Origin of the sequence: Candidatus Poriferisocius sp. (genome assembly GCF_965204145.1) — a bacterium.
GTDB lineage: Bacteria > Actinomycetota > Acidimicrobiia > Acidimicrobiales > Bin134 > Poriferisocius.
The window spans coordinates 728045-744315 of sequence record NZ_OZ241977.1 but is presented as its reverse complement, the minus strand read 5'-3'; the positions used below and the strand labels follow the sequence as shown (position 1 = coordinate 744315).

13 protein-coding genes and 1 other RNA gene are annotated in these 16271 nt (G+C 66.9%); 5 read left to right on the top strand and 9 right to left on the bottom strand.

The window, feature by feature from the left end:
• Window positions 1-180: 180 nt before the first annotated feature.
• The 5 genes from dnaG to uppS form a co-directional block, all read right to left on the bottom strand.
• On the bottom strand, window positions 181-2055 hold the full coding sequence (gene dnaG / locus ACOGI7_RS03245) for a DNA primase (RefSeq protein WP_419850487.1): 1875 nt from the start codon (window positions 2053-2055) through the stop codon (window positions 181-183).
• 41 nt (window positions 2056-2096) lie between these two features.
• On the bottom strand, window positions 2097-3617 hold the full coding sequence (locus ACOGI7_RS03240) for a putative PEP-binding protein (protein WP_419850486.1): 1521 nt from the start codon (window positions 3615-3617) through the stop codon (window positions 2097-2099).
• A gap of 44 nt (window positions 3618-3661) precedes the next feature.
• Window positions 3662-4999: a glycine--tRNA ligase gene (locus ACOGI7_RS03235; RefSeq protein WP_419850485.1), complete on the bottom strand. Its 1338-nt coding sequence runs from the start codon at window positions 4997-4999 to the stop codon at window positions 3662-3664.
• 65 nt (window positions 5000-5064) lie between these two features.
• On the bottom strand, window positions 5065-5778 hold the full coding sequence (gene recO, locus ACOGI7_RS03230; protein WP_419850484.1) for a DNA repair protein RecO: 714 nt from the start codon (window positions 5776-5778) through the stop codon (window positions 5065-5067).
• A 50-nt stretch (window positions 5779-5828) separates the two neighbouring features.
• A complete protein-coding gene (uppS, locus tag ACOGI7_RS03225; protein WP_419850483.1) occupies window positions 5829-6551 on the bottom strand; it encodes a polyprenyl diphosphate synthase in 723 nt (240 codons plus the stop codon).
• A 102-nt stretch (window positions 6552-6653) separates the two neighbouring features.
• On the opposite strand from uppS, the gene ACOGI7_RS03220 reads away from it, so the two are divergent.
• The gene (locus tag ACOGI7_RS03220) at window positions 6654-8537 is read left to right on the top strand and encodes an ATP-dependent DNA helicase (RefSeq protein WP_419850482.1); all 1884 of its coding nucleotides are present in this window, start codon (window positions 6654-6656) and stop codon (window positions 8535-8537) included.
• Between the two features lie 29 nt (window positions 8538-8566).
• Here the strand turns inward: ACOGI7_RS03220 and era are convergent, their stop codons facing one another.
• A complete protein-coding gene (gene era / locus ACOGI7_RS03215; RefSeq protein ID WP_419850481.1) occupies window positions 8567-9505 on the bottom strand; it encodes a GTPase Era in 939 nt (312 codons plus the stop codon).
• 62 nt (window positions 9506-9567) lie between these two features.
• Between era and smpB the strand changes: the two genes are divergently transcribed.
• The 3 genes from smpB (at window position 9568) to ACOGI7_RS03200 (ending at window position 11726) form a co-directional block, all read left to right on the top strand.
• Window positions 9568-10083: an SsrA-binding protein SmpB gene (gene smpB / locus ACOGI7_RS03210; protein ID WP_419850480.1), complete on the top strand. Its 516-nt coding sequence runs from the start codon at window positions 9568-9570 to the stop codon at window positions 10081-10083.
• Window positions 10084-10122: 39 nt separating this feature from the next.
• Window positions 10123-10510, top strand: a transfer-messenger RNA (tmRNA) gene (gene ssrA, locus ACOGI7_RS03205).
• A 79-nt stretch (window positions 10511-10589) separates the two neighbouring features.
• Window positions 10590-11726: a Fic family protein gene (locus ACOGI7_RS03200; protein WP_419850479.1), complete on the top strand. Its 1137-nt coding sequence runs from the start codon at window positions 10590-10592 to the stop codon at window positions 11724-11726.
• A 67-nt stretch (window positions 11727-11793) separates the two neighbouring features.
• Here ACOGI7_RS03200 and ACOGI7_RS03195 read toward each other — a convergent pair whose 3' ends face one another.
• Together ACOGI7_RS03195 and ACOGI7_RS03190 are read right to left on the bottom strand one after the other, a co-directional pair.
• Entirely contained in the window at window positions 11794-12159 is a 366-nt protein-coding gene (locus ACOGI7_RS03195; RefSeq protein ID WP_419850478.1) for a hypothetical protein, read from the bottom strand.
• Between the two features lie 223 nt (window positions 12160-12382).
• Window positions 12383-12688: a winged helix-turn-helix domain-containing protein gene (locus ACOGI7_RS03190; protein WP_419850477.1), complete on the bottom strand. Its 306-nt coding sequence runs from the start codon at window positions 12686-12688 to the stop codon at window positions 12383-12385.
• A 352-nt stretch (window positions 12689-13040) separates the two neighbouring features.
• On the opposite strand from ACOGI7_RS03190, the gene ACOGI7_RS03185 reads away from it, so the two are divergent.
• Window positions 13041-13412 (top strand): hypothetical protein, encoded by a 372-nt coding sequence (locus ACOGI7_RS03185; RefSeq protein ID WP_419850476.1) that lies wholly within the window; start codon window positions 13041-13043, stop codon window positions 13410-13412.
• A 128-nt stretch (window positions 13413-13540) separates the two neighbouring features.
• On the opposite strand, the gene ACOGI7_RS03180 is transcribed toward ACOGI7_RS03185, so the two are convergent.
• Entirely contained in the window at window positions 13541-15904 is a 2364-nt protein-coding gene (locus ACOGI7_RS03180) for an ATP-binding protein (protein ID WP_419850475.1), read from the bottom strand.
• Between the last annotated feature and the right edge of the window lie 367 nt (window positions 15905-16271).

Here is a 16271-nt window from a genome sequence, read left to right as displayed (position 1 = left end):
GGACCTGGAGGGAATCGAACCCTCGCGATGGGCTGTCAACACCGGGTCGCCTCGCCATGAGCAGGCCCACCGCAGGAGCCTAGCTCTTGTAATGGAATATGGCCGAACCACTTTTGGTTCGGCCATATTTCGTTTTATACGCTGACTATGATGGACAATTATTGAAATAGCACTAATAGCCTATGACTCGTCCCCTGGCCTCAGCAGCTCCAGCAGGGCGCGGGCCTGCTCGGCCTCCCACTCCGACTCCCGGAGCTTGTCCATCGCCGTCTTCAGGCTGGCCACCCGGCGCAGCAGGTCGTCATCGACGACTCCGGTGCGGGCCTGGCGCTCAAGGTAGGTCAGCTCCCGCTGGGCCGACTCGTAGAGCAGAATGGCCATGACCACCTCTTGGCGGTGAGTACTGGCCCGCAGGTCCTCGTCCTCGGCCACCAGCAGCTCCCTCATGAGGCCCACCAGCGGCGGGTCTGCCTCGGCCAGCAGCGCTTCCATGTCCGGGTACTCCAACATGGCCTCGAAAGCGTCTCTGTACAACGGATAGTGAAGCATCCCAGGCACGACTTCCGGCCACACCGCTCCAGGTTCGTTGGCCGCCAACCACAGCACTTGGCGCTCCACGTTGTTAGGTGGGGGGCTGCCCATTTCGTTGTGATGATCCTCATCGCTACTGCCAGACACATTGCCCGTATCTGTCGGGTGAGGGGCTTCTTCTTCTGAATTCGATCTTGAAGATCGAGCATTGCGAGAGGGAGGAGGACGGTAGTCCTGGGCTATGCGGCGAAGGCGCTCTTCGGCGTTCGGATCGTCCTGACGACATCGAGTAGCGATTTCCAACAGGTACGGGTCTCGTACCAAAGGATCCTTGATTGAAGCCACAGCCTCGGTAGCTCGCCTAGCCGCTACAGAACGACCCCTGATGGAGTCCAAGTCAGCTTGGGACAAGACCCGTTCATAACGGAACCGCGGAAAAGCCATTGCTTCTTCGACAGCAACTACCAACCCCTCCGGGTCGGTCTTCGCCAACTCTCCAGGATCAGTACCAGCAGGAAAGACGGCTACTTTGACTTCGATTTCCCCTTCCCACTGCAAGAAGCGCTCGGCTGCATCGCCTCCGGCGGTATCCGGGTCAAATGCCAGCACAATACGCTTGGCGTAGCGTTGCAAGAGCTGAATGTGATCTTCGGTAGCCGCTGTTCCGCATGTGGCTACCGCCCAGGATATGCCAGCCTGGGCAAAGCCGATCACGTCGGTGTAGCCCTCACAAATAACCACCTGCCCAGCATTCACGATGTCCTGCTTCGCCCAATTCAGGCCGTAGAGAACTCGGGACTTTCGATAGACGGCGTTGTCCACCGAGTTCTTGTACTTGGGCCCCTCCCCGCCGGGCAAGATGCGCCCCCCAAACCCCACCGGCTTGCCGCTGGGGTCGAATATGGGAAACAGCAGCCGCCCCCGAAAGCTGTCCCAAGTTCGCCCACTCTCATTGCCACGTCCCAACCCGGATTCAGAGAAGACCTCAGGTGACAATCCGTTCTTGGCACCTACCCTCAAGGCTCCGGCCAGCGCGCCCCACTCGTCGGGAGCCCATCCCAGCTTGTACTGACGCACCACGTCGCCGCTGTAGCCCCTTTCGCGGAGGTAGCCCCGGGCCGGGCCGGCGTCGGGGGAGGTCAACAAGCGCTGGTGGTACCACTCCACCGCCCGCTCGAGCGCTTCAGTGAGCTTGCCCCGTTTCTGGCGGTCGGCGCCCTCGCCGGGCGAGGTGTAGCGCAGCACGATCCCCGACCGCGCGGCCAAGCGCTCCACCGCCTCGACGAAATCGGCGTGCTCCACCTCCCGGACAAAGGTGATGGCGTCTCCGCTGGCCTTGCAGCCGAAGCAGTGGTACACGCCCATCTCGGCGTTGACCGAGAACGACGGGGTCTTCTCCGCGTGGAACGGGCATAGTCCCTGCCAGCGGCGCCCGACCCGCTTCAACTGCACGTACTCGCTGATGACCGCGACGATGTCCGTCGCTTCTCTCACCCGGGCCACGTCTTCGTCGTGGATGCCCACAGTGGGAGATTAGGCCGAACCGATGACAGCTTGGGCAGTCGCTAGCCGGACCCCGAGGCCACAACCGCTTGGGCGGACGCTAGACGGGCCACCGGTACCCGATGCGGGGAGCAGGAAACATAGTCCGCCCCCGCAGCAGCCCAGAACGCGATCGACGCGGGATCGCCGCCGTGCTCGCCGCACACCCCGATCTCAATGCCGGGGCGGGCGGCGTGGGCCCCGGTAACTGCGTCGGCCACCAGCCGTCCCACCCCGGTCTCGTCCAGGGTCTCGAACGGGTTGGCTGCCAACAGACCGTGTTCGATGTAGGGACGCATGATCCGGGCTTCGATGTCATCGCGGCAGAAGCCGAAGGTCATCTGGGTCAAGTCGTTGGTGCCCACCGACAAGAAGTCGGCGCAAGCGGCGATTTCGGCCGCGGCCAGCGCCGAGCGGGGGGTTTCGATCATGGCCCCCACCGGGATGGCTCGGCCCCCCAAGCGGCTCTCGAATCCAACCAGTTCTTCGGCTACCGCAGCCCGCACATGGGACAGCTCCGGGCCGCCCACCACCAGCGGCACCATGATCTGCACCTGTGGATCGCCTCCGGCCGCCACCCGACGAGCGGCCGCCTCGGCCGCCGCTTTGGCCTGGGCTCGATACAGCTCGGGACGCAGCACCCCCAGCCGGGCGCCCCGCACGCCGAGCATGGGGTTCTCCTCGACCAGTTCGGGATGGTCGGGCAAGAACTCGTGCAGGGGCGGATCAAGCAGCCGAACGGTCACGGGCAGACCATCCATGACCTCCAAGAGATCCACCAGATCCTCCACCTGGGCATCGGCCAGCGCGTCCAGCGCGGCCGGCCCGCCGTCGGTGATGGCCCGCTGGATGAGCGGCAGCCGCTCCCCCAAGAACATGTGCTCGGTGCGGCACAGCCCCACCCCGGTTGCTCCGAACTCCCGGGCCAGCCGGGCCGAGAAGGCATCGTCGGCGTTGGCCCGCACCGCCAACCGCCCGCCCCGCAGCTCGTCGGCCCAAACCAGCAGCGTGAACAGCTCGTCGGGAATCTCCACTTCGCCCACCTCAGCGGCGCCCAGCATGATCGTGCCCGCCGAGCCGTCCACGGTGATGGGGTCGCCGTCGCGCAGCTCCACTTCGCCCAGCCGGGCTGCCCCGGCCGCGACGTCCACCGCCAGGGTCTCCACCCCCACCACTGCGGGGATACCCCAGCCTCGGGCGATGACCGCCGCGTGGCTGGCCATTCCCCCCTTGGCGGTGATGATGGCCGCGGCGGCCGACATGGCCACCTCGTCGGCCGGCGTGGTGAACGGCCGCACAAACACCGCGGGTATGCCCTCGTCGTCGGCATCCAGCACCGCGTCCACCGTCAGGCACACCCGGCCCGACGCCGCTCCGGGCGAAGCAGCCACCCCATGAGCGGCTATCGGCGCCGACGGGCCGTAGGTCATCTTGGCGTGGAGCAGGTCTTCCACATCGCCGGGCGCCACCGCCAGCACCGCGTCGGCCCGGTCCAGCTCACCCCGCGTGGCAGCCTGCACGGCGGCGACGATCGGGCTGGTCACCGAAGCTCCTTCACGACTCGATCGGGCTGGTCACCGAAGCAGCCTCACAAATCGAGCTTGGCGTCCAGATGCTCAACGAGCCCGTCGATGGGCACCCGGTCCTGATCCATGGTGTCCCGATCCCGCACCGTAACCGCCCGATCTTCCAGGGAGTCGAAGTCCACGGTCACGCAGTAGGGAGTGCCGATCTCGTCTTGGCGGCGATAGCGGCGGCCGATCGACTGGGTCACGTCGTAGTCGGTCATCCAGCGGGGCTGGAGCAGGCCCAGCACCTCCTCGGACACCGCCTGGAGCTCGGGCTTCTTCGACAGGGGCAGCACCGCTGCCTTGTAGGGGGCCAGCCGGGGGTGGAGTCGCAGCACCGTCCGGGTCTCGCCCCGCACCTCCTCGGTGTCGTAGGCGGCCAGCAGAAACGCCATCATCGTGCGGGTGGCCCCGGCGGCCGGCTCGATCACGTGGGGGCGGTAGCGCTCGTCGGCCTGCTGGTCGTAGTAGTCCAAGTCGACGCCGGAGTGCTGGGCGTGCTGGGTGAGGTCGTAGTCGGTGCGATTGGCGATGCCCTCCAGCTCACCCCAGCCCCATGGAAACAGGTATTCCACATCGGCGGTGCCGGCCGAGTAGTGGCTCAGCTCGTCGGCGTCGTGGGGCCGCAGCCGTAGCTTGTCGGCGGGGATGCCCAGTTCGGTATACCAGTCCATCCGGGCGCTGCACCAGTATTCGAACCACATGGCGGCCTCGTCGGGGGGCACGAAGAACTCCATCTCCATCTGCTCGAACTCCCGGGTGCGGAAGATGAAGTTGCCGGGGGTTATCTCGTTGCGAAACGACTTGCCGATCTGGGCGATGCCAAAAGGCGGCTTGGTGCGCACGGTGTTCAGCACATTGGCGAAGTTGATGAACATGCCCTGGGCCGTCTCAGGCCGCAGGTACACGTCGGCCCCGGCCCCGGCCACCGGGCCGGCCTGGGTGCGGAACATCAGGTTGAACTCCCGGGCCTCGGTGAACTGGCCTCGCGCCCCGCAGCTCGGGCACACCTCGGGGTCTTCCAGCTGGTCCTCGCGGTGGCGCGCGCCGCAGTTGCGACAGTCCACCAGAGGATCGGTGAAGTTGGTCAAGTGCCCCGACGCCTCCCACACCTGGGGGGGCGACAGGATGGAGGCGTCGAGGCCGACCACGTCGGTGCGAAGCTGCACCATGGTCCGCCACCAAGCGTCCTTCACGTTGCGCAGCAGCAGCACGCCCAAGGGGCCGTAGTCGTAGGCGCTGCGGAACCCGCCGTAGATCTCCGCCGACTGGTAAACGAACCCCCGCCGCTTGCAGAGGTTCACCACCTTGTCCATCACCTCGTCGCCCCCATCGTGGACAACATCGCCACCACTCATGGCCCGCAGGCTACCGGCCCCCAGTGACAGGCCTGACACCGAAAACCAGTCGCGGTCAGAGCCCTTCAGCTGTAGGCGCCGGCGGTGCGGAGGCGGCGTTCTAGGTGGTGTTCTATGGCGGTGGTGGCTAGGTGCTCGACTTCGTTGGTGGCAGGTGAGGGGGGCAGCGCGAGCGCGGTGCTTAGGTTGCCGCCGAGCACCATGCGCATCAGGTCTAGGGCGTCGGGCGACAGCGGGGTTCCCCGGCGGCAGTTGCGGCACAGCGCCCCGCCGCTGCCGTAGTCGAAGGCGGCGAGGTCGTCGGCGGCTCCGCAGGATGCGCATGCCCCCACTTCGGGGCCCACTCCGTCGTGGACCAGGAGTTTGAGATAGAAGGCGGGCACCACCAGGGCCGAGTCGCCCGCGTCCAGCGCCCGGAGCCCGCCCAGCAGCATCCGGTAGAGCGCGCCGTCTGACTCCCGGTCGACCCCCACTCGGTCGACCGCCTCCAGCATGGCCATGGCCTTGCCGAGGCGACCTAGATCCTCCCGCACTTCCCGGAACTGATTCACGGTCTCGGTCTGGGTTACAACGTCGAGTTCGCTTCGCCCCCGGTGGAGCTGGATCTGCACATGGCTGGTCGGCTCGAGGCGCCCGCCGAACTTGCTGCGGGTCTTGCGGACTCCCTTGGCCACGGCCCGCACCTTGCCGTGCCCCCGGGTGCAGAACACCACGATGCGGTCGGCCTCGCCCAGCTTGTAGGTGCGAAGCACGATGCCCTGATCCCGGTAGAGGCTCACCGGACCAAGCCTCTCACTCCTCGAACCGGGAGTGGCTCATGGTGCGCCCGTTATCTGACCCGGCCGAAGCGGCGGTGGCGGTGCTGGTACTCGGCAATGGCGGCAAACAGGTCGTGGCGGGTGAAGTCGGGCCACAGCACATCGCTGAACACCAGCTCGGAATAGGCCAGCTCCCACAGCAGGAAGTTGGAGATGCGATATTCCCCCGAGGTGCGGATGATGAGGTCGGGCTCGGGCATCTCCTGGTCGTAGAGGTGGCGGGCGATGGTCCGCTCGTTGATCATGCGAGACGGAACCCGCTGCGCGGCGATGCGCTTCACCGCGTCCACGATCTCGGCCCGACCGCCGTAGTTGAAGGCCACCGCCAGCGTCATCCTCGTGTTGTGCTGGGTGAGCTCGATGGCCTCGTCCATCTCCTTGATCAGGCCCTTGGGCACCCGCCAGTCGCGACGGCCGATGAAGCGGATCCGCACCCCCATCTCGTTCAGCTCATTGCAGCGCCGCCGCAAGATGGTGCGGTTGAAGTTCAGCAGAAAGCGCACTTCGTCGTCAGGCCGGTTCCAGTTCTCGGTGGAGAAGGCGTACACCGTGAGCCACTCGATGCCCAGCTCCAGCGCCCCCTCGATCACGTCGAACAGGGCATGCTCGCCCTGCTCGTGGCCCTCGGTGCGGGCCATGCCCCGCTGCTCGGCCCAGCGCCCGTTGCCGTCCATCACGCATCCGACATGGCGGGGAATTCGATTCAGATCCAGGCCATGACCCGACAAGTCCACACCTGCACGGTACTCCCCCGCGAGCCCCGATTGTGTGCGGGAGAAGCCTCCCAATCGGGTTTCTCCCCGATTCTTCCACCAGCCACCACTAGCGTCGGGGTGATGCCGGAAATCGCCGCGGTTCAGGAGACTCTGGAGGCGGCCGTCTCGGCATTGGACGGCGGGGGCGAGCGTCGCCCGGGTCAGCGGGCCATGTGCGAGGCGGTCGCCTCAGCAATGGATTCAGGGCGGCACCTCGTGGTGGCCGCCGGCACCGGCACCGGCAAGTCGCTGGCTTATCTAGTGCCGCTGGTACTGGGTGAGGGTCCCTCGATAGTGGCAACCGCCACCAAGACCCTCCAAGACCAGCTGGTCGACAAAGACCTTCCCCAGCTGGCCGAGGCGCTGGGACAGCCGGTGCGCTTCGCCGTGCTCAAGGGCCGGTCCAATTACCTGTGCCTCCAGCGGTTGGAGGAGCACCTCGCCGACGATCAGATAAGCCTGGACATCGCCGACGGCCCCAAGGCGGAGATCAAGCGGCTGGCAACGTGGTCTGGGAATACCGATACCGGCGACCGGGCCGAGTTGGACTTCGAGCCCTCCCCCGCAGCTTGGGACGCGCTCAGCGTGTCGGGCCGGGAGTGTCCGGGGGCGCAGCGCTGCCCATCGGGTGAGGTGTGCTTCGCCGAGAAAGCCCGCCACCGGGCCGATGCCGCCGACGTCGTGGTAGTGAACACCCACCTCTACTGCCTGCACTTGTTCAGCGGAGCCCCGCTGTTGCCCGAGCACGACATGGTGGTCATCGACGAGGCCCACGGCCTGGAGGACATCGTGTCCGACACCGCGGGGCTGTCTTTGACCGGGGGGCGCTTCGACGAGCTGGCCCGCCGCGTCCGGGCGGTGGTGGCCGAATCGGCCGCAGCGGGCGACCTCGAGGATGCCGGCGCTCTGCTGCGAGAGGCCCTGTCGCCCTACCGGGACAAGCCGCTGCCGGTTCCGTTGCCCGACGAGCTCCAGCGCACGGCCGTGGTGGCCCGGGGCCGGGTGGAGCAGGCCCTCGTCGAACTGCGGGGAGTGCCCGACGACGCTCCCGGCGACGTCGCCCCCCGCAAACTGCGGGCCATACTGTCGGCCAGTGCCCTGGCCGAGGACTTGGCCCGGGCGGTGGAGGCCACCTCTGCTGAGGTGGCCTGGGTGTCGGGCACCGAGACCGCGCCCGCGTGGCGGATCGCCCCCATCCAACTGGGGGAGCTGCTGACCGAGCACTTGTGGGAGGACACCACCGCCGTGCTGACCAGCGCCACCATCCCCATGAACCTGGGCGAGGTGCTCGGGCTGCACCCCGATGAGCACGACGCCATCGACGTGGGCAGCCCGTTCGACTACGAGGCCAACGGGCTGCTCTATTGCGCCAAGCACCTCCCCGACCCCCGCAACCCCGATTACGAGCCGGCTGCCCACGAGGAGCTGGCCGCGCTGATTGAGGCCGCCGGGGGCCGTACCCTGGCCCTGTTCACCAGCTACCGGGCCATGGACCGGGCCGCCGAGGTGCTGCGAAAGCAGCTCGACTTCGAGATCTACACCCAGCGCGACCTGCCCAAACCCGAGCTGCTGCGGCGATTCGCCGCCGAGGTGGAGAGATGTCTGTTCGCCACCATGAGCTTTTGGCAGGGGGTGGACGTGCCCGGCGAGTCGCTGTCGCTGGTGGTGATCGACCGCCTGCCGTTCCCCCGCCCCGACGACCCCCTGCTAGAGGCCCGACGGGAGCGCTACGGCAATGAGGCCTTCCGCCTTGTGGACCTGCCCCGGGCCGCCACCCGGCTGGCCCAGGGCGCCGGGCGGCTCATCCGACGGGGCGACGACCGGGGCGTGGTGGCAGTGCTCGACTCCCGGATGGCCCGGGCCGGTTACCGCTGGACGCTCGTCGACGCCCTCCCTCCGTTCCCTCGCACCGCCGAGCGCGACCGGGCCGAGACCCTGCTGCGGTCGATCCGCGACGGGGTCTGATCTATAGATCGGAGCCTATAGATCGGGGCCTATAGATCGGGGCTGGCCATAGAGCCCGGCCCGTAGCCGAACCGATCGAGCATCTCGGGGCGGCGCTGCCAGTTCTTCGCCACCCCCACGTGCAGCTCCAAAAACACGCCCTCGGGAAGCTGGGCCCGGGCCGCGGTGCCCACCTGCTTGAGCACCGAGCCCTTCTTGCCGATCACCATGGGCTTCTGCGACTCCCGCTCCACCAATATCTCCACCTTGATGCGGGGCCACTCCCATTCGGTCACCGCCGCGGTGATCGAGTGGGGCAGCTCTTCGCGGGTCACGGCCAGGAGCTGCTCGCGCACCAGCTCGGCCACCCAGCGGGCTTCGGGCATGTCGCGCACCATGTCGGGCGGATATAGCGGCGGGCCGGGGGGCATCAGCTCGCACAGCCGGTCGACCAGGGCGTCCACCCCCTTGCCGGTGCGGGCCGAGGTGGGGAAGTATTCGGCGAAGCCCAGCTCGCCGGCCGCGGCTAGCTGGGCCACCACTTTGGATCGGGGGGCGGCGTCGATCTTGGTCACCACCACGATGGAGTCACCGCTGAGCCGCTCGGCGATGAACCGGTCGCCCCGCCCCAGCGGCCGGGTGGCGTCGATGCACAAACACACCACGTCCACATCGTCGGCCGCGTCGGCCGCGGTGGCGTTCAGCCGCTCCCCCAATGCCGTTTTGGGCTTGTGGATACCGGGAGTGTCTACGAACACAACCTGCACACCGTCGCGGTGCAGAACTCCTCGCACCGCGTGCCGGGTGGTCTGGGCCTTGTCGGACACGATGGCCACCTTGGTGCCCACGATGGCGTTGATCAGGGTGGACTTGCCCGAGTTGGGCCGGCCCAAGAGCGTTACGAACCCCGACCGGAAGCCCTCCCACGGATTCTGGCCGCCGGAGCCGCCGACTGCATCGTCTGTCGGCGTGTCCCCCTGCTCGGCCATTGCGCCCACACTACCCGTCAATTGCCGCCGCCCATCCCCCATCGGCGGGGTACCTTGAGCCAATGGCCGGGTCGAAACCGGGATCGAGCAACGAACAGGGATCCACCAAAGTGGTGGCCACCAATCGCCGCGCCCGGCGGGACTACGAGATCCTCGACGAGTACGAGGCCGGCCTGGTGCTGGTGGGCTCGGAGGTGAAGTCGCTGCGGGAGTCCAACGTGACGCTCGCCGAGTCGTACGCCCGCATGGCCGACGGCGAGCTGTGGCTCCAATCGCTGCACATCGCCCCTTACTCCCACGCCGGAGGGGCGTCAGGCCACGACCCCGACCGGCCCAAAAAGCTGCTCCTGCACCGCGGCGAGCTCAACCGCATCAAGGCCCGCCTCGAGCAGGACCGCCTCACGGTCGTGCCGTTATCCCTCTACTTCAAGCAGGGTCGGGCCAAAGTGCTGCTCGGTTTGGCCCGAGGCCGCCGCCGAGCCGACAAGCGCCAAGCCATCGCCGAACAAGACGCCCGCCGCGAAGCCCGCAACGAAATGGGCCGCACCGCCAAATCGGGGGGATCGCTGTCAGGGTGAGCCGGTATCATGGCGGGGCACCTTGACAACTGTGCACACGGGGCTGATCGGTTTCGACGTTGGGACCGGGGGCTGCGCTGTGCGACCCGAGTTGCTCAGACTCGCAAAACGGGGCAACCAAATAACCGACACTGACCGTGTCCCTCTCGCAGCCTGATCCATCAGGTGTAGAGAGTCATCGCGACCGGCAACGGCACGCGGGGCCGGTCCACCGCAGCCCGGCAACAGAAGCGGTGGAGACAGTAGGGACAGACCACTGACGGCGGGAAAGACCGCTGGCTCCGGGGAACAGACCCGGTGGCGGGCCTTCTAGCGGGGCCACCCGACCCGGCGACGCGGCTGCCATCGACGCCGCACACCGGGAATGGTCGTATCACAGTCAGACACCGCCCAGCGGACGGGGGTTCGATTCCCCCCAGCTCCACCACGCTGCTGACTCTGAGGGGGTTGTGCGTTCGTTCCGCAATCACCTCTTTTGCGGAGTGTTCTCCTAGTATTCTTCCGTAATGGCTGGGGTTTCGGAAGGATCGGCGGGGCAGGCCTGTTCGGTGGAGTGGCGCGGGCGCACCGTGTCGGCATGGGTTCCCGCAGAACTCCATCGCCGCGACTTGGCGCTGTCGACCTCGGCGGTCCGCGCCGCTGAACGGGCTGTGGCCGCACTGCGCTTGGCCGACCAGCGGCTCCCCGCCACGTTCGAAGCGTTGGCCAGGCTGCTGTTGCGCCACGAGGGGATCGCTTCGTCGGGGATTGAGGGCCTGCGAGAGCCGATCGCCTCGGTGCTGGTGGCCGAGCGCACCGGCCTCGGCGGTGCTGCCGGGTGGGTGGCGGACAACCTCGCGGTGATCGGGGCCGCTCTCCACACCGCACGCGAGCCGCTCAGCGTGGAGATGATGAACGATTGGCACACCCGGTTGATGCGCAACAGCGACCTGCCCGCGGAGATGGTCGGCGAGTTCCGGCCCACGCAGGGATGGGTCGGCGGCACCTCACCGCTGGACGCGGCCTACATACCTCCGCCTGCGGCTGAAATCCCCCGCCTCATGGACGACCTGGTGCGATTCGCAGACGCCGCCGACGACCTCGACGCAGTGTCACGAGCGGCGATCGCCCACGCCCAGTTCGTGGCGGTCCACCCCTACGGCGACGGGAACGGCCGGCTCGGGCGGGTGCTGGTCAGCCGCATCCTGCGACGAGGCGGCGCGACACAGCGCTCGGTGGCGCCGATCAGCATGGCAGTGGCCCGGGACCCCGGCGGATACCTGTCGGGGCTGCGGCTGTTCGAAACCGGCCACGCCGGCCAGTGGGTGCAATGGTTCGCCGGAGTCGTGGAGCGCGCCGCCGAGTTCAGCGACAGCATCGTGGACGAGTCGCAGAAGACCATCGGGCAATGGCGGGCGGCGACCAGTTCGCTCCGGCCCGACAGCGCCGCCCGAGCGCTCCTTGAGCACCTGCCCGTCTACCCTGTCATCAACTCAGCCGACGTCGCCGACCTGCTCGGCGTCACCGAACGCACCGGCAGAACCGCCCTCAACACGCTCGCCAAACACAACGTGCTCTCCGAAATCGACTTCAGCTCCCGCGGGGTCGGCCGAGCCCGACACTGGTACGCCGCCGACCAACTCCTGCAACTCTGGCGCACCTAGATCACGCTAAGGCAAGGGATGGCTTTCCTCCGGCTCGACAAACACCTTCGTCGTACATGAGGCGGGACTATCCCCCGGTCGACGACGTCCGGCAGACCTCCAGCAACTCGTCCTTGGCGGCGATCAGGGCTCGCTGGGTGCGGATCAGTTCTTCCTGGAGGTCGATCAAGTCCTGCTGCTCGGCGATGAGGAGGTCTTTTTGGGAGAGGAGATGGTCCTTTGACTGCAACGCCACTTCCAGTTCCTGATTACGCGCGGACAGGGCGGACTCGGCCATCTGCTCCTCGGTGACCTCTGTGGCCACCGTCTCCACCACCTGTGCTGCGGACACCGACGGGGTCTCGGTCCCTGTGTCGCCCGCGCCGGAAGCGACGGCCCCGGAGAGGCCGAGGGCCAGGAGTGTGGCTGCAAGGATTGCGGCAAGTGCTTTCATGGTTTCTCCTATCTCTGGTGGGGACAGCTCGCACGGGCCGTAGGGTAGGAAAACGAAACAATCCTCCGTCGCGTCTGACGCTAGCCGATCAGGAGATGAAGCAAAAGTGCTTCAATGGTCCATGCATTATTCTTAGTGATTTTGCATGAATCTATATATGGCACTCTGTCTCCCCGGTGGCCATCCGCCGCACCAGGCAGGCAACAGGGGGGCCTCCCCGCGGTCAGGCCTCTGTTTGGCCCGCGGGCATGCGGTAGCCGACGCGGGGCTCGGTGAAGATGTATTCGGGGCTGCCAGCGTCATCGCCCAGTTTGCGGCGGAGCCGTTTGACCACATCGCGCACCAGCCAGGGCTCGCCCACTCTCTCGGGCCCCCACACCCGGTGCAGCAGGGCGCTGTGGGTGAGCACCCGGGGGGCGTTGGCGGCCATCTCGTGGAGCACGGCGTACTCGGTGGCCGTCAACTCCACCTGCTCCCCGTTGACCGTGGCGCGGCGCTGGGCGTAGTCGATGCTCAGCCCCGCAGCCATTCCGGAGCGCACCCCAAGACTCCCAGCGATTTCTCGTTCGCGGGGATGATGTCGGCGATGACTTGCTTGGGATCGGCGGTCACGGTGAAGGCCAAGTTATGTCCGGAGGCGGATCGCCTGCCGACTGGATGGCCCGCCAGATCCGAAGTTGTCACCGTACCTCCGTAGGCTCCCTGCGTGGCTTCTGACCCCCAGTCCCGTGATCTCCCACCTCGCCACCCCAAGAAGCAGGTAGCCGAGGCGGTGGCGAGCGCTCTACGCCAAGGCTGGCGCTTCAAAAAGGGCGGGCCACGAGGCCATGTGTGGGGATTCTTGCTCTGTCAGCAGGCTGATCGCAGCGGCTGCCGCATCAGTGTCTTTTCGACCCCCCGAAATTCTGACGATCACGCTGCTGCCATTCGTGCTGATTTGGCCAGCTGTCCTCACGGTCGAGCCGAGGAAGGAGAAGGCTAAAATGCCTGTGATGATCGAATTCCAGTTCACTCTGGAGGTTGTCGGGCCAAGTGGCCAGGACGATGACTTTGCCGAGTGGGTCGCCGCCCACTCCGGAGCTGCCGGCCACGTCAGCCGAGACGAGCGTCACTACATCCACTTTGCTCAATCCGCGGATTCACTTGATGATGCAGTCCGGGATGCCGTCGATGCGCTGAATGGCTGGGAGGGCCTGGACATCCTCTCCTTCCAAGCCGCTTGTTCCAACACTGGTGTGCTGGCCCGCGCTTGAGCGGCGACCCCACATTGACAGCTGAGCACTGGTGCTCACGCTTCGCCCACCGCGCCCAGCCACACCGATGTCAAGTCCTCGATCATGACCAGCGCATAGCCGCGCCGCAGGCTTTGGCGGCGGCGCGGTCAGGCCTCTGTTTGGCCCGCGGGCATGCGGTAGCCGACGCGGGGCTCGGTGAAGATGTATTTGGGGCTGCCGGCGTCATCGCCCAGTTTGCGGCGGAGTCGTTTGACCACATCGCGCACCAGCCAGGGCTCGCCCACTCTCTCGGGCCCCCACACCCGGTGCAGCAGGGCGCTGTGGGTGAGCACCCGGGGGGCGTTGGCGGCCATCTCGTGGAGCACGGCGTACTCGGTGGCCGTCAACTCCACCTGCTCCCCGTTGACCGCGGCGCGGCGCTGGGCGTAGTCGATGCTCAGCCCCGCAACCTCATAGGGCGCCGTCAGCTCGCCCTCCAAGAGCTCCACCCGCCGGCGCAGCGCCGCCCTGATCCTGGCGGACAGCTCGGTGGGCGAGAAGGGCTTGACCACATAATCGGCCGCGCCCATGTCGAAGGCCCGGGCCACGGTCTCGTCGTGGCCGTATGCCGACAGGAAGATGATGGGCACGTCGGCGGTGGCCCGGATGTCGCTCATCACCTCGATGCCGTCGCGGTCGGGCAGCACCAAATCCAGCAACACGAGGTGGGGCTTGTCCTCGGCCATGATGCGACCAATGTCGGCGGGGTCGCTGGTCGCGATGGGCGCATATCCCGCCCGGGCGAGGACGTCGGTGATGTAGCGCAGCGCCTGGGGGTCGTCGTCCACGGCCAGCACGCGGACCTGGCGGTGGGCGGCGGGCTGCGATCTGGGGGAGTCCAGAGCGGGAGCAGCAGTCCGGGCCTCTGCCGCGGGCAGGGTGAAGGTGAACCGCGCCCCCAGCCCGGGCCCTTCGCTCTCGGCCCAGATGCGGCCTCCGTGGGCCTCCACGATCCCCTTGCAGATGGCCAGCCCGAGGCCCGACCCGGCAAGGCCCGATCCGTGGTCCGGGCCGTGCGCCCGGGAGAACTTTCGGAACAGATCCGGCATCTGCTCAGACGGTATGCCCCGGCCCTGGTCAGCCACCGAGACCGCCACCTGAAGGCCGTCGCGCGCTGCGGCCACCAGGACCGGCGACCCTTCGGGCGAGCACCCGGCGGCGTTGAAGAGAAGGTTGCTCAGCACCTGCACGATGCGGCGCCGGTCGGCCATCACCAGCGGCAGGTCTGGGGCCAGCTCCACGTTCAAGGGGTTGGCGGCACCTGCGGTGAGGAACCTGCTCCTGGCGTCGTCCACCAACAGGTGTACATCGGCGGGCTCGGGGACCACGGGCAGGGTGCCGGTGTTGATGCGGGCGACGTCGAGCAGGTCGCCGATCAGGTGGCGCATCTGGTCCGACTGGTCGCGGATGATGCGGAGGAACTGCGTGGTCTCGGCGGGGTCCAGCCCCCCGGCGGTGTCCAGCAGCGTGCCCACCGACCCCAAAACCGCGGCGAGGGGCGTGCGGAGCTCATGGCTCACCATGGCCAAGAACTCGGCCCGCAGCCGCTCCTGCTCCTCCAGCGGCGCCATGTCCTGGAGGGTCACAACGTAGGACGCGAGCACACCCTTGACGGAGTGGACCGGGGTGGCATTGAGCAGGGCGGTGACGCTTTGCCCGGCAGAATCCCGCAGCACGACCTCCTCGGCCCTGACCTTCTCCGACAGCGGCAACTCCCTGAGGGTCATCTCCTGGCCATCCGACCGCACGCAGGTCAACGCCTCCACTAAGTCCTCCAGCGGCTGATCATCCTCGCGCAGGCCCTCCACAATGCGCAGGGCCTCCCGATTGACCGACACCAGCGCCCCGGTCACCGCATCGATGACGACGACGCCCACCGGCGAGGTGTTCACCAGCGCCTCTAGATCGGCCCGAGCCCGTTGCTCGTCGCGGTACCGGCGGGCATTGGCGATGACCATCGCCGCCTGGGAGGCGAACATCACCAGGGTCTCCTCGTCGGCGCGGGTGAACTCGGCACCGCCGTCCTTGTCGCCCACGAAGACGTGGCCCACCCGGTTGCCCTGGTAGAACATGGGCACCGCCAAGAGGCTGAATACCTCCACCGGCACGGGGACCTCGAACTCGGGGAAGCCCAGCGACCTGACGTGCTCCTTCACATCGGCCACCCTCAGGGGCTCGGCGATCTCGGTCAGCGACTCGAATATCTGATAGGGGTCCGGGGTGAGCCACAGCCTTTCGTCCTCCTCAGCGGTTATTCCCGACGACAAGAAGTCCCGCACCTGCCCGCCCTCGTCAAGCAGAGTCATCACCCCGTAGCGGGCGGCCGTGAGGTGTCGGGCGGAGTCGAGGGCCCCCTGAAGCACTGCATTGAAGTCCAGGGTTTCATTGATGCGAAGGCTGGCCTCGCTCAGCCGGGTGAGCCGCTCCTGAAGCGCCTCCAACTCCCCATCCCGCTGTTCAACGCCAGTCATTGCTTGCCTCCTGGCCTGGGCACCCCTGCTCAGCGGAACGACCCCGCTATCTCGAATCATAGATAGCCATAGATGTATTTATACAAATAAATCCCCAATTTACACTGCAAGACTGACATCGGGGGTGTATCCCCGGTAACTAGCTGGCAAACGGCCGTCATCGGACCAGATCACGCACTCGGCATCTTCCAGAAGCTCGCAGTTGGAACACACGCGGGAGCGCTGGCCGAAAACTTCTATGATGACGACATCATTCGCGTCAATCTCATATGAGTTGACATATGTATTGTCTACCGGAAGTGGCGTAGCAGCCATCGACCAAGGAGGCGACACGGGCATGGGCAGCACCTCAAGCAACAGCAGCAAG